The organism is Paenibacillus sp. FSL E2-0190 (assembly GCF_037992965.1).
Lineage (GTDB): Bacteria > Bacillota > Bacilli > Paenibacillales > Paenibacillaceae > Paenibacillus_AQ > Paenibacillus_AQ odorifer.
Map to the genome: position 1 here is coordinate 6,651,255 of NZ_CP150306.1, position 14,288 is coordinate 6,665,542.

Annotated in this window: 10 protein-coding genes; 3 read left to right on the top strand and 7 right to left on the bottom strand. The window is 44.7% G+C overall.

The features are described 5' to 3' along the window. Positions 1–63: 63 nt before the first annotated feature. Genes NST25_RS29260 through NST25_RS29270 form a run of 3 tightly spaced genes read right to left on the bottom strand, consistent with a single transcriptional unit; the run spans position 64 to position 3,616 of the window. The gene (locus NST25_RS29260) at positions 64–1,161 is read right to left on the bottom strand and encodes a Ger(x)C family spore germination protein (protein ID WP_076123981.1); all 1,098 of its coding nucleotides are present in this window, start codon (positions 1,159–1,161) and stop codon (positions 64–66) included. Continuing rightward, positions 1,158–2,258 carry a GerAB/ArcD/ProY family transporter gene (locus NST25_RS29265; protein ID WP_076301457.1) on the bottom strand — a complete coding sequence of 367 codons (1,101 nt, stop codon included), beginning with the start codon at positions 2,256–2,258 and terminating at the stop codon, positions 1,158–1,160. Before NST25_RS29265 ends, NST25_RS29260 begins: the two co-directional genes overlap by 4 nt. Then, positions 2,258–3,616 carry a spore germination protein gene (locus tag NST25_RS29270; RefSeq protein WP_076123985.1) on the bottom strand — a complete coding sequence of 453 codons (1,359 nt, stop codon included), beginning with the start codon at positions 3,614–3,616 and terminating at the stop codon, positions 2,258–2,260. The genes NST25_RS29265 and NST25_RS29270 overlap by 1 nt, the downstream gene beginning before the upstream one ends. 159 nt (positions 3,617–3,775) lie before the next feature. On the opposite strand from NST25_RS29270, the gene NST25_RS29275 reads away from it, so the two are divergent. The 3 genes from NST25_RS29275 (at position 3,776) to NST25_RS29285 (ending at position 7,339) form a co-directional block, all read left to right on the top strand. Continuing rightward, a complete protein-coding gene (locus NST25_RS29275; RefSeq protein ID WP_076182015.1) occupies positions 3,776–5,323 on the top strand; it encodes an FAD-dependent oxidoreductase in 1,548 nt (515 codons plus the stop codon). Positions 5,324–5,472: 149 nt separating this feature from the next. Then, positions 5,473–6,192, top strand: coding sequence for a 3-ketoacyl-ACP reductase (locus NST25_RS29280; protein WP_036681981.1), 720 nt, complete (start codon positions 5,473–5,475; stop codon positions 6,190–6,192). A gap of 835 nt (positions 6,193–7,027) precedes the next feature. Then, positions 7,028–7,339: an antibiotic biosynthesis monooxygenase gene (locus NST25_RS29285; RefSeq protein ID WP_340393033.1), complete on the top strand. Its 312-nt coding sequence runs from the start codon at positions 7,028–7,030 to the stop codon at positions 7,337–7,339. Positions 7,340–7,742: 403 nt separating this feature from the next. On the opposite strand, the gene NST25_RS29290 is transcribed toward NST25_RS29285, so the two are convergent. From NST25_RS29290 to NST25_RS29305, 4 genes are all read right to left on the bottom strand, one after another. Next, positions 7,743–9,968, bottom strand: coding sequence for an MMPL family transporter (locus NST25_RS29290; protein WP_339188815.1), 2,226 nt, complete (start codon positions 9,966–9,968; stop codon positions 7,743–7,745). A gap of 212 nt (positions 9,969–10,180) precedes the next feature. Next, on the bottom strand, positions 10,181–12,076 hold the full coding sequence (locus tag NST25_RS29295; protein WP_076182009.1) for an ABC transporter ATP-binding protein: 1,896 nt from the start codon (positions 12,074–12,076) through the stop codon (positions 10,181–10,183). Continuing rightward, positions 12,073–13,833 (bottom strand): ABC transporter ATP-binding protein, encoded by a 1,761-nt coding sequence (locus tag NST25_RS29300; protein ID WP_076123992.1) that lies wholly within the window; start codon positions 13,831–13,833, stop codon positions 12,073–12,075. Before NST25_RS29300 ends, NST25_RS29295 begins: the two co-directional genes overlap by 4 nt. Beyond that, a complete protein-coding gene (locus tag NST25_RS29305) occupies positions 13,826–14,272 on the bottom strand; it encodes a MarR family transcriptional regulator (protein ID WP_076124352.1) in 447 nt (148 codons plus the stop codon). The genes NST25_RS29300 and NST25_RS29305 overlap by 8 nt, the downstream gene beginning before the upstream one ends. Positions 14,273–14,288 lie beyond the last annotated feature (16 nt).

The following is a 14,288-nucleotide window of genomic DNA, read 5'->3' on the forward strand; positions in this document are numbered from 1 at the left end:
TCAAGTATAAATCTTGTGAATAGGAACGTCAATCCCATTTTTATCCACATGTTACTTTACAAGCTACCTAATCATTCCTGAATATTTAATGTTTACATCAGCCTTCACTTGGAAATCAAGTTTAGAATAGAGCTCCTTCCACACTTTCATTTCCGTATCGTTATTAAAATGCCTTGCTCCATAATGCAGCCCCCAACCCAAGGGATCTAGGCCACTGGCTTGTATTTTGGTCAGCAATGCTAAGATATCCGCTTCCAATTCCTTTTCCCCGGCTTCCTGGATCTTCTTCAACATGTGATGTGTCACCAGATCTGGGCTACTACTCTCTTCGAGAATACCTTTTATCTTAATATGATAACGAATAGTAGCTTTCCCTTGCTCTGGTGTTACGATTTTATAGTGCGAGGATGACCTCTCTGTGTAATATTGAAACATAATTCCCTCGGAATGGGCGGGTAAGTTAGTCCGCAGATTCGGGCGTGACAGCAGATTATATAGCCGGGTCTCATTTGGCGTAAGAACCATTTTGATTTTCTCATTATTCAGCAGAGCAATTTTATCAATTAAAAACTCCTTATCCCCTTTGGCCTCAATAATCGGCAGGATTGGATCAATCCCCTCCTCAAAGATATTTCTCATCAGCTGAAAGGAATACACACTAGAAATAAATGGAGACTCTGTGCCTTGTCCACTCATAGCCAGAATAAGAGAATTCGATGGGATCCGCTCCGATTCGGGTCTTACCTTCAGCACTTGAAGTGCTTCCGGACGCCCTATTGCAAAATTGACAATAAGCTGGATATCTCTACGTCGCACAGCCCAATCCATAACATGGAGAATATCTTCACGGGCAACCCCTTCCCCCAAAACAATTGATTTACAATGGGAGTAATCAAGCTCCTTTTCCACTCTGGATTTCATTCTACGAAGGGCTTCCGAAATGCTTGGAGACTCCTCAGTCAAGATTTGCATCTTCTCATCAATCTTAGTAACATCCCCCTGAGGGATGGCAAGCTTCAAGCTAATCTTAAAATTCCCTGCTTCTGTACCTTGGTCAACGCCGATCGCTAACACGAAAATCCGCAAATCAATCTCCTTGAAGTCACAACCGGGAAGAAGAAGGAGCAAGGTAATTCCAATTCCAGCAAGTACTCTTCTCATAGCTTCCCCCTCCTAGCTTTGCGATAACAATAAAACAACAGAGCGATGATGAACATCTCACCAAACCAGCGAATTTGCAGAAACCAGGCACCAAACATATTAAGTTGATACTGATCCTGCCCCATTAAGGAAAGAACCATCGCGCTAAACAAGCCTAGGATCCCCCACTCTTTCCAGCGCTCTGCTTTTGGGGACTGTTTTTTTGCAGATGAAAGAGCACCTTTAAAAAGCTCTAAACCTCCATGCCAATGAACGATTACACTCACCAGAGATAAACTTAAATAGGCAAAATAAAAAATAAACAGCATCCGTTCAATAATAAAGGATTCCATCCGAATACTGTCGGCCGTCGAGAACCATGTATACACATGTCTATCAATAGCAACGGTTCCGAAATAGCCGATGGGAACTAAAAAAGTCAAGAGTAATACGAAAAGACCCTCCACCCCTAAAATCCAGACATGCTTCAGCTTCAGCCCATGAAATACCCGATTAAATATGGCCAGGTTTAAGTAACCGCTAAACGAAAAGGTAGCCGCCGCAAGGCTCATTAGGTCCGGCTTATGCCAGAAGTATGTAGTGACCTGCAGAACAGAATCCCAATTAAAGTCCGGATTGGTCAATGCTTTTACGAGGCCATAAATAATTAAAGGTAAGGATACGCTGAGAATGATTTCAAGCCCATACAAGAGTGATAGAGAATCGAAGCGACAGCAGATGCAGACCAAGACTAAAAAACTGATCACAACCGTATAAGGACTCGAATCCGGACTGATAAACCGCAGCGTAATATCTACAAAAGAAAGCAATGTAACTCCCCCGGCCACACACCATAAGCCAGCAAAAAGGACCAGTAAGATTCTGGATAAATTCTTAGGAAGCAAAGAGTCAAATATTTCCGGAAACCCCTTGCCGGGGAATTTAGCAATCAGTACAGTAAATATATAGACAAACAAAGTGCCCAAAATCGTTCCGATTAGTATAGACATCAAAGCGCCACCAAAACGTCTGTCTATTAGTTCCCTTGGAACAAAATTAATGATGTTGATCAGGCTGTTCATCAGAAAAAGACAGTAGAAATAACGGCTTTTGGCCATCAATGCTCTCCACCCTTCTTCTTGCCGAGATTATCGAGAAAAAACAATCTGAAATAAGGTTGTCCGAAGGTACGCTGTTTGCATAAATACATTGCGAATCCCACGACACAGACTACTACCCCAACCAATCCTAAAAAAGCTGCGGCAATTAGAAAAATATACTTCAGCACTCGTATGGACAAGCTCATCATATTCAGCGGAATTAGAAAATTAGATATCGCAACAGCAGAAACCAATATGATCATGATATTTCCTACAAGTCCTGCTGCCGTCGCTGCCTGCCCCAAGATAAGCCCCCCTACCGTCGTGGCCGTTGGACCAATTGCCTTGGGGAGCCGTAAGCTCGCCTCAGTCAGAAACTCCATCATCATGAGCATTAAAAGCACTTCCACAAAAGATGGATAAGGCACAGTCGCACGACTGCCCGCAATAAGCAAGGCAATCTGCACACGAATAATCTCTGGGTTATACGAGGTGAGTGTTACATAGAGCGCAGGCAGCCACAACGTCATGCACACACCGATAATCCGAAGCAGCTTTAGGAATCGCCCCACGATAGGAAATTGTATTTTATCATCCATGGATGTAAAGAAATCATTAAAAATAGAAGGCAGCACTATCGCATAACCGGTTGTATCCAGCACTATCGCTACTTTTCCTTCAGACAAATTAAACACCACTCTATCCGGTCTTTCGGTGATGATGGACTTAGGGAGTATTCTTAATTTGTCACTGCTTATAAACTTCTCAAGCTCTCCTGTAGCCTGCAAAATATCAACCTTTAGCGTTCCCATCTTCTCCCTTAATTCTTTTAAAACGTTATGGTCAACACGACTGTCATCGTATAAAATAGCTATCTTTGTTTTAGAGACATCGCCGATGACCATGGTCTCCATTTTGAGATTAGTCGATTGATAACGCCGCCGAATCATGTTCAAATTAATCGCTATATCCTCTGTCAGTGCATCTGACGGCCCCTGTGAAATACTTTCGGCAGACGTTTCACTAACACCGCTGCTCTCCGTACTCATAGCATCGAAGAAATATATCACATCTTTTATACCCAGAAGCACATAACCACTGAGCAAAAGGTCGATCGCCTTCTCTCTCGTAGTCGCCTCTTCAGTGCCCGGATAAGTCATAATGTAATCCTGATAAGCGCTAATACTCTCCATTTCATAAAACGGCGCAATCACGTGGCGGCTGAGTGTCTGCGCATCTGTAACACTTTTGATATATAGCAGGTTGATTTGCCCAAAAGGGGCAACGCTTGTTTTATCGATTAAATCCGCGAACCCGTTCAGCTGATCTTTGATCCATTCCAGAGAAATATTGTCCTTATCCTGTTGAACTGACATGGAACATCATCCCTCCTATTTATCCTTTACGTCCCAGTTTCCACCTTATTTTGGCACTGTTTCTCTGAATTCATGCACAGCACGATGGAATGGGAAGTTTCTTTTCACAGGACTGTGGTAATAAATGAGATGAAGATTGTAAAGATGGAGGGATAATAGATGGACCCAAACCGTAAAATAACGCAAAGTCTTCCACAATTTCCGGAATCATTATGGAGAGATACCACGGATTTACCGGCTTTTCCAAAGCTGGCTGAAGATATTTCTACAGATGTGGCAGTGGTAGGCGGTGGAATTACAGGCATTACAACAGCCTATCTCCTCAGCAACGCAGGCTACAAAGTCACGCTCTTAGAAGCCGGAGAAATTCTGAGTGGCACTACGGGTTTTACCAGTGCAAAAATCTCAGCACAGCACGGGTTAATCTATCATCATTTGATAAAGCATTTTGGGCAGGAGCAAGCCCGGCTCTATTATCGCTCGAACAGCGAGGCTATGAATTGGATCCAGAATACGGCTGAGGAACTTGAAGTATCCTGCGGCATGAAACATGAGGCGGCTTTTCTGTACGCGGATGCTGAAGATCATAAAACGCTTAAACAACTGGAGGAAGAGTATAAAGCCTATGAACAATTGGGTCTGCCCGGAGAATGGCTAGATAACGTCTCTATCCCTCTGATGGCGAGTGGTGCCATTAAATTACCAGGACAAGCCCGCTTTCACCCGCTGCAATATCTGAAGGGGCTACTGAAGGTCATTCAGGATAAAGGTGGCGTAATCTATGAGCATACGATGATGGCGGATAAGGTGGAGAAGAACGATAAGCTTACGCTTTTTACTGAAAAGGACGAGCATCGGATCACCTGCCGCTACGCCGTTTCAGCTTCTCATTTCCCATTCTACGATGGAGGAGCACTATATTTCTCGCGGCTGCATGCTGAACGTTCCTACTGTCTGGCGATCCAGCCTGAAACGGATTTTGAGGGTGGAATGTATCTAAGTGCAAGCGAACCCACCCGTTCTCTTCGTGCAGTAGAGTGGGAAGGCAGGAATCTGGTCATTGTCGGGGGAGACAACCATAAGACAGGCCAGGGCATCTGTACGATAGGACATTATGAGAATTTGGAGCTATTCGCAGGAAATCTGCTCGGCATCAAAACAATCCCTTACCGCTGGGCAGCACAGGATTTAATCACCCTAGACAGAGTGCCCTACATCGGTAAAATTTCTGACAACGAAGAGATTTATATCGCCACAGGTTTTGGAAAATGGGGCATGACAAGCGGTACGCTGGCCGCACAGATCATCTCGGATCAGATTCAGCGCAAAGATAATCCGTATACCGAATTGTACGATCCGTCCCGCTTCAAAGCTGGCACCAGTCTAAAAAACTTCATCGTGCAAAATGCCAATGTGGCAAAAGAGCTCGTGGCGGGCAAAGTGGAAATCGTCCATAAAAAGACAACTGATTTGGAAGCTGACGAAGGAGCCGTTGTGTTCCATGATGGCAAACGTGTGGGAGCTTATAAGGATCCAGAAGGTAAACTTCATCTGGTGGATAGAACCTGTACCCATATGGGCTGTGAATGCGAATGGAACAACGGGGATCGTTCTTGGGATTGCCCTTGCCATGGTTCCCGCTTCTCCTACGATGGCGAGGTTTTAGAGGGCCCAGCTTCGGTACCGCTGACGAAACTCCATGAATAATACCTTTCATGAAAAGGCAGTTCGGCTTCATGAAAATTTGCAGGCCATTTTCTAAGGGGCGATTGTAATTGCCCTACAGCATTCAGGTATAATAAGACTTGAATGAAGCAGCTGCTTCAAAAAAAGTTTGAAGGAGAGTGACGATAGAGATGGATTTGAGAGGAAAGAGTGTTGTAATTACTGGTGCAGGCAAAGGGATCGGAAAAGCCTTGGCTATGGCACTGGCTAAGGAAGGTGCTAATTTAGGCCTGATCTCCAGAACTTCAGGTGATCTCGAAGCGTTAAAATCAGCCTTAACGGAAGTATATGACGTTAAAGTCAGCATTGCCGTGGCCGATATCGCCGTACGCGAAGAAGCTGAACGTGCTGTTGCTTCCCTGCAAAATGAGCTTGGAGCATTTGATGCATTAATCAACAATGCCGGGATCGCAAAATTCGGCACTTTAGTAGAAATGGATCCTGCAGACTGGGAGCGCCACATCCAAGTTAATCTTTACGGTACTTATTACGTAACTCGTGCTGCACTGCCTGCGATGATTGAGAAAAATGGCGGAAATATCATCAATATTTCATCCACAGCCGGAGAACGTGGCTTCGCGACAGGCTCTGCTTATTGCGCGTCCAAGTTCGCTCTCATGGGCATGACCGAAGCCCTCGCACAAGAAGTGCGCAAACACAATATTCGCGTCGTAGCCTTGACTCCAAGCACCGTCAACACTGGCCTAGCTTCCAATGCTGGACTTAAAATCGGTGACGAAGACCGCATGATGCAACCTGAAGATGTTGCTGAATTGGCACTGACAGCTTTGAAGCTGCCGGATCGCGTCTTCCTAAAAACAGCAGGACTATGGACCACCAATCCGCAATAAAATCGCGCTGGACGCGGGGGGAGCCGGGTGATCTGGGGTGATTGCACTTTGTGCAATAGAATCGCTCTAGACGAGGGTGAGGCCTTAGGTGATTGCACGTGGTGCAATCAGTTTAGTGGCTCCCCTCCTTTTTAGGCGATTTGGGCTTGATTCTATTGTACAGAATGCAACAGACTGCCTTATTCAGATAACATTCAGGCTATTCTGTTGCACATTCTGCAATGTAACTTCATTTGGGGGCTTTATTAGGGAACTGGGACTGGAATTAGGTGCTAGCTGTAATGGTGGTTTTGAGTAAAAACTTTGGAGTTGGGTTGGCACTTTGGCTTAGAGTAACATTACGGTTGAGGTGGCACTTTAATTGCGGTAGTTACTTTAACGTGCAGTAGTTACTTTAACTTGCTATAGCCACTTTACTTGCAGTAGACACTTTGATTTTTCGCAGGTACCTGAGTTTGCACAATGCTTAACGTTTAAATAGATAATAGTTGCACTTTGTACATCTATTCAGCGCAATTAGAGTAGAAATCATACTTTAATTGCACTCTATACAGTTAAAAGAAGGCTAATCTCGGCGATTCACCAGATTCGCACAAATTAGTTGCAGAGAATACACTTATTCGATCGTTTCTGGTGTGACGGATAATTTAAGTGTACAAAGTGCAATTAAACGCCCGCACTCTTGTGTCTTGTGGGATGGTCTTTTATTTTGTTAGTTGAAAATCACGATGTTACCTTGAGATATTGGCTAATTTTCGAGGTTCCCATGTTATACTATTTCGATTCACAATGTCCTGAAAAATATACTAACTTTCTGATCGGAGGTTTATCTATCATGCTGGTAGTAACTAATACTATTAAAGTAAAAGAAGGCCACGGCGAAGCTATTGCTCAACGTTTCGGAGGAAATAATGGTGTGCAGGATATGCCAGGGTTTGTACGTATGGAGGTTTGGCGTGGAAATGCCCAGGAAGGTGTCGAGGAATTAAAAATCTGCACCGTATGGGAGAATGAGGATGCATTCAAAGGCTGGACCTCCAGCGAGTCCTTCCGTCAGTCGCACCGTGGTGCTGGTGGTAATGACGCAATCCTGGGTGCTTCCATCGATAAATATGAACTAATGATCAGCCGCACGCCCAGTAACTAAGGATTTGGACCACCCAAACAGAGCAGTAGCTAGATTGAACCAGCAGTGTGTACGGAATGGTAGCCCGATAAGTACAGTTAACTAATTGACTATTACTGCTAGGTAACCGGTGCTACGAGCTAATTGACTATTATTGATACAGCCACCTAATTGTCTTCTACCACTGGGCTAAGAGAATCAGCCGCTAATTAACACAGTTATCGCTTCTAAATGCTAATTGCTACAGTAAAAACTTAGAGTAATTATCGTCCAGCTGACTGATTGATTAGCCTAATAGATACTGTTCAGTTAGTTGGTACAAGCAGCGCTATTATCCAGCGATGTCCTGTGCCCAAGCCTAAAACAAACAGGGATGTCCGGAGCCAATATGGCTCTGAGACATCCCTGTTTGTTTATAAACTCATTATTTACTTACATCTGGCTGAGGGGTCTCCACCTCTTGATGTTTACCCGGCCAGAACGACCAACGGCCAAAGAGCGTTGTAATAGCTGGTACAAGGAACGGCCGAACCACGAAGGTATCCAGCAGAACACCAAGAGCGGTGATGATACCGAACTGCACAAGCACCTGAATCGGCAAGCTTGCCAATACAGCAAATGTACCTGCCAGAATGAGGCCGGCAGAGGTAATTACCGAGCTGGTCTCATTCACTCCTTCCGCGATAGCCTGCTTAAGCGGCATGGTTTTACGCTTTTTCCAGATATTCGAGATCATGAAGATGTTGTAGTCTTCTCCAAGTGCCACCAAGAAAACAAAGGAATACAGTGGGATCGCTCCCTGAATAGCATCTGCTCCCATCACATAGTGAATGATAATCCAACCTAAGCCAAGCGCTGAGAAAAAGGAGAGAATAACGGTGCCGACCAGATAGATGGTGGCCACTATTGAACGCAGATATATCAACAACAGTACGGTGATCATTCCGATCACCACGGGGATAATCAGATCGGTGTCCCGATCTCCAATCTCTTTAGTGTCATGCTGTGTCGCCGTCTGCCCGCTTAGCCACACGTGATCCGCAGGGTTCGCAACGTCTACATCGATTAATGCCTGCTCTGCGGTAGCAAGAAGGGTAGGAATATGACCCATCGCTTCTAGTGAATATGGATTGCTTTTAAATTCAATATCAAAACCAACAATATCTTTGTTTACTGCCCCCTGCTGCGGATCGGAAACCGTGTCCACATAGGTGAGTCCGCCAAGAATGACCTTTAAATCCTCTCCGCTCGCTTTTCCTTGGGTATCAATAATCAGCTTCGCTGGAGCTAATTCTCCGGGAGAGAACTGTTTGCCAATAAGGTCGAAACCTTCGCGGGACTCCATATTTTTAGGAAAAGAGGATAGGATATCATACGTAAATTTGATGCCACTGGAGAATGAAGCCAAAATCCCCAGTCCGATAACGGTCACACCTACGATAGCCCAAGGCCGGGTTACTACCAAACCACCAATTCCTTTTTTACGGGAAACTTTGGGTTCCGGAATAGGTTTGCCTTTAGCCTTAGCCCGTTCTACCTCCATTTGCGGTGTGCGCGGAATGAATGGGAAGAACGAGGTCCGTCCGAAGATTGCCAGCAGTGCTGGTACGAGGGTTAGACTGGCAATTCCCATGATGAAGATAGATACGCTAAATGGAATGGCAAAACGATGATAAGCTCCATACTTAGCCAGCAATAACGCAAACAGCGCGAGCACGACGGTGAAGCCACTCATAGCAATGGCGCCTGAAGATTCGGTAATGGAGCGAAGAAGCGCACGACTCTTACTCTCTTCTACCTTCAACAACTGCCGGAACCGTGAGATCAGGAACAGGCAATAGTCCGTACCAGCTCCGAATAGCAAAACAGTCATAATCGAGACAGCCTGTGAATCCACTGTGATCCAGCCTTCTTGCGCCATTTTTCCAAGAATCGGACTAGTTACACCATAAGCGAATCCAACCGCAATAAGTGGAATAAAAGCCAAGATCGGTGAACGATAAATCACCAATAAGAACACCAGCACAAGCATAACCGTAGCAATTAACAAGGAAACGTCTGCGTTCTGAAACAGGCCTGAAGCATCTATGGAGATGCCCACTGGACCCGTAACACGTAAACTCAGGTCTTTTCCATCCACCTTAGCCGCGGAGGGGTCTCCACCCGTCTCTGTGTTTATGATCTTCTTCATTTCTGTCACAGCTTCGCCAAGCTGATCACTATCTGCTGTTTTATCAAAAAGCACCGGGGTTACCAGCGTACTAAGATCCTCAGATAACGAGGCTTGTAATGCCTGTGGCGGCAGTTGTCCTAATGGGGGAACAAAATTCTGATGGGGCAATGGTTGCTGCTCCAACTTCTTGTACACAGCAGTGATATGTACTAAATCATCTTGTGAAAGCCCACCTTCTCTATGCCATACGAGCAGCGCAGGCACTCCACTTCCACTAGGGAATTCTTGCTCTGCAATAGCTGCTGCCTGTACCGATTGTGAATCATCTGGGAGGTTAGGCGCATTATTAGCAACCTGAGAATTCACTGCAGGCCATAACAGGGTAAGTGCACCTACAAGCACTATCCATACGAGAAGAGTAATCCACTTCGTCTTTTTTCCTGCCACCCATTTTCCGTAGCCTGACATTCCCTTCATCCTCTCCTTTACCTTGCAGCCTTAAAAATGAGCCGCGGGTCATTTTTTATTCTATCATATATATGCTTTAATTTTTAATCAAACTTTTTTTATTTTTCAGAAAAATTAAAACACATCATCACATATAAAATACCCCTCTCTTCACATAAAAAATCAGCAACATGTGAAAAGAGGGGTTTATGGGTTATCTATACTTTTTTCTTCACTTCAATTTAGCCTACGTCCAAATCTCCTTCAGAGAACTGACTGTTATAGAGATCCGCATAGAATCCGCCTTGGGCCAGCAGTTCTTCGTGGTTGCCTTTCTCGATTACACTACCTTGATTCATGACAAGGATGAGATCCGCATCACGAATCGTCGAGAGACGATGGGCAATAACGAAGCTTGTTCTGTTTTGCATCAGCGCATTCATCGCTTTTTGAATCAGCAATTCAGTCCGTGTATCGACACTGCTCGTTGCTTCATCAAGAATAAGGATCGATGGATCGGCCAGAATAGCGCGAGCAATAGTAATCAACTGCTTCTGTCCTTGTGAAATATTAGAAGCTTCTTCATTTAACACCGTATTGTAGCCAAGCGGAAGTGTGCGGATAAAGTGATCGGCATGCGCAGCTTTGGCAGCCCGCACCACATCAGCTTCAGATGCACCTTCACGACCGTAAGCAATGTTGTCACGAATCGTACCGTTAAAGAGCCAGGTATCCTGAAGCACCATACCAAACTTGCTACGTAGGTCACTCCGTTTCATGTCGGTAATGTTGACGCCATCAATGATAATTTCCCCGTCGTTAAGCTCGTAGAAGCGCATCAGCAGGTTAATCAAAGTGGTTTTACCAGCACCAGTAGGACCGACAATCGCTATAGTCTGACCTGGACTAACCTCAATATTCATGTCCTCAATCAGAATAGCATCCTCTTTATAGCCGAATTTCACATGACGGAACTCAACGGAACCTTCCGGAGCACCTTCATCAAGCTTCACAAGTGTACTATTAACTTCCTTAACTTCCTCTTCTTCATCCAGAAGTTCAAATACACGTTCTGCGGAAGCAATGGTGGATTGAATAATGTTAGCAATATTAGCCGTTTGTGCAATCGGCTGGGTGAACTGACGTGAATATTGAATGAAGGCTTGGATATCCCCGACATCAATCATTTTTTTAGTAACAAAAATACCACCCACAACACAGATAAGCACATAACCCAAGTTACCGATAAACATCATAAGCGGCATAATCATACCTGACATAAATTGAGACCGCCAGCCAGAATCATAAAGCTTATCATTTATTTCATCAAAATCTTTAAGCGACTGCGGTTCGCGGCCGAAAGCTTTAATAATCCGGTGCCCCGTATACATTTCCTCTACATGACCATTCAACTGGCCAAGCGATTTCTGCTGTCTCACAAAATAAGTCTGCGAACGTTTAGAGATCGCCATAATCACAATAAAGCTGAGTGGCAACGTAGTAATCGTGATTAACGTCAGCCATGGGCTGATGGTAAGCATCATCACAATAACACCAATAATAGTGACGATTGAAGTAATTAGCTGCGTTAAACTTTGCTGCAACGTGGTACTGATGTTATCCACGTCATTCGTAGCACGGCTAAGAATTTCCCCGTGTGTACGGGAGTCAAAATATTTTAAAGGTAAACGCTCCAGCTTGCTGTTGATCTGCTCACGCATGTCATAAACTACCTTCTGCGCTACACCAGCCATTACATACTGCTGAATGTAACTAAACAGAGCACTAAGCAGATACAATCCCGCGAGCAGGATCAGAATATCATTAATATATCCAAAATCAATGGAGGCACCCTCTACACCCATCAGTTTGCCGTAAGCACCTTCGAACAGTTTGGTTGTAGCTTTACCCATAACTTTTGGACTGAAGATACTGAACACCGTACTGGCAATCGCCATAATTAGTACAATAATCAATTGAACCATACGTGGGCGCAAGTATTTGATTAGGCGACGAAGTGTACCTTTAAAATCTTTAGCTTTTTCTGCCGGCATCCTCATTCCAGGACCACCCGGTCCACCCGGGCCTTTATGGCCGCGGGGAGCTGCAGGTTTATGTTCTCTGTTTTGTTCACTCATGCTATTTCCTCCTCTGACAGCTGCGAGGATACGATCTCGCGGTACACATCACTGCTCTCGAGCAGTTCACGGTGAGTGCCCATTCCAGCAATTTCACCCTCATCAATTACAATAATCCGGTCCGCATCCATAACGGTGCTAACCCGTTGAGCTACGATCAATACGGTGGATTCCGTAGTTTCAGATTTGAGAGCCGCGCGAAGTTTGGCATCTGTCTTGAAATCAAGAGCTGAGAAGCTATCGTCAAACAGATAAACCTCAGGTTTTCTCACAAGCGCCCGAGCAATGGACAACCGCTGTTTCTGACCACCTGAGACGTTATTCCCGCCCTGAGCAATTTCCGAGTCAAACCCATCCTTCATCGCGGATACGAAATCGTAGGCTTGAGCCACCTTAGATGCATGAATGATTTCTTCATCCGTAGCATCCTCTTTACCGTAGCGGATGTTCTCATTAATCGTACCCGAGAACAATACTGCTTTTTGTGGGATGTAACCGATTTTGCTCCGCAGCTCTTCCTGTGTCATCTCACGTACATCCACTCCGTCTACGCGTACAGCACCTTCATTAACATCATAGAATCTTGGAATCAGGCTAAGCAGTGTAGATTTACCCGATCCGGTACCCCCGATAATTGCGGTAACTTCACCCGGACGAGCACTAAAGCTAATTTTCGAAAGTGCAGGCTGTTCTGCCCCTGGATAGGAAAAAGATACATTCTCAAACTCAACAAAACCACGCAAAGAATCGCGTCCGTCTTTTTTAGTAGCTTGAGCTGTTGTATGCAGTTCACTCTCAGTAGGATCTGTAAATTCAGGCTGCATATCCAGTACCTCATTGATACGCACGGCTGAAGCTGAAGCACGCGGAATTAACACGAACATCATCGATACCATAATCAGAGAGAACATAATTTGCATTGCATATTGGATAAATGCCATCAGGGACCCAACTTGCAAGTCGCCATCACCAATTCGTATTCCACCAAAATAAAGAATAGCAATCATAGAAAAGTTCATTACAATCATCATCAGCGGCATCAGGCCGGCCATAATTTTATTGACCTTGATAGCTGTATCCGTAAGATCACGGTTAGCTTCAGTGAAACGTCTATTCTCATGATCAATCCGGTTAAAAGAACGAATAACACGAATACCTGTCAGATGCTCACGCAGCACCAGGTTTAATTTATCAAGCTTAATCTGAATGGCTTTAAACAGTGGCAGACCCTTCATCCCAATAAAGAAGATCGCCCCTACAAGTACAGGAATAACGACTACAAAAATCAATGATAATTTAGCATCTTCAGATACTGCCATGATGATACCACCAATCATCATCATCGGTGCTCCGATCATCATGCGCAACATCATAGTAAGTACCGTTTGAACTTGTGTAATATCATTTGTTGTACGTGTAATCAAGGAAGCTGTACCCAGCTTATCGAATTCATGCAGCGTAAAATTTTCTACATGGTTAAATACTCGTGCACGGGTGAGTTTACCAAACCCGGCTGCTACTTTTGCCGATAAGTAACTGGCAATTACCGAACATAAAGCACCGCCACCTGCAACCAGGAGCATGAAACTACCTATTTTCCAAATATAAGCGCGATCTCCTTGAACAATCCCTTTGTCGACGATGTCGGACATCAGTGTAGGAAGGTATAAATCGCCCATGGACTGCAAAAATACAAGGATTAATACAGCACCAATAGCTACCCTAAAAGGCTTCAGTTGTTTAAATAATTTAATCAAGCTTCTCATCTCCGTTCATTTGTAGCCTATCCCAATCAGGTGGTGGATTATCCTCAACGTATTCATGTACCTTAAGCAATAGCTCTGTGAGCTGTTTAGTGTCTTTTTCGCCTAAGTGTTGCACAAGCTTATCAAGCATCACATCACGATAATGTTCTGCTTTTCGTGTGAGTTCTTTTCCACTTTCCGTTAATTTCACGCGTACAACTCTTCGATCTGAAGGATCCGCGCGTCTTTCCACCATCTGTTTCGCTTCAAGACTGTTAATCAGCTGCGTGATGGTAGGAGGAGTGAATCCAAGTAGTCGGCTGATTTCAGACACCTTGAGACCCTCTTCATCAGAATGATTCCATTTTTCAATGCATATCATTAAAGTCATCTCACTTGGCTTGTGGCCCTCAACGCCCTTTTGCCATTGAGCTTTGTGCAGGCGTTTCATCGCCGCAAAAAGCCCG

Bases quoted from the DNA above. Each gene is read 5' to 3' on its own strand.
- NST25_RS29260 (WP_076123981.1), bottom strand. From the start codon at position 1,161: ATGAGAAGAGTACTTGCTGGAATTGGAATTACCTTGCTCCTTCTTCTT.
- NST25_RS29305 (WP_076124352.1), bottom strand. From the start codon at position 14,272: ATGAAACGCCTGCACAAAGCTCAATGGCAAAAGGGCGTTGAGGGCCAC.
- NST25_RS29265 (WP_076301457.1), bottom strand. From the start codon at position 2,258: ATGGCCAAAAGCCGTTATTTCTACTGTCTTTTTCTGATGAACAGCCTG.
- NST25_RS29290 (WP_339188815.1), bottom strand. From the start codon at position 9,968: ATGAAGGGAATGTCAGGCTACGGAAAATGGGTGGCAGGAAAAAAGACG.
- NST25_RS29285 (WP_340393033.1), top strand. From the start codon at position 7,028: ATGCTGGTAGTAACTAATACTATTAAAGTAAAAGAAGGCCACGGCGAA.
- NST25_RS29275 (WP_076182015.1), top strand. From the start codon at position 3,776: ATGGACCCAAACCGTAAAATAACGCAAAGTCTTCCACAATTTCCGGAA.
- NST25_RS29295 (WP_076182009.1), bottom strand. From the start codon at position 12,076: ATGAGTGAACAAAACAGAGAACATAAACCTGCAGCTCCCCGCGGCCAT.
- NST25_RS29270 (WP_076123985.1), bottom strand. From the start codon at position 3,616: ATGTCAGTTCAACAGGATAAGGACAATATTTCTCTGGAATGGATCAAA.
- NST25_RS29280 (WP_036681981.1), top strand. From the start codon at position 5,473: ATGGATTTGAGAGGAAAGAGTGTTGTAATTACTGGTGCAGGCAAAGGG.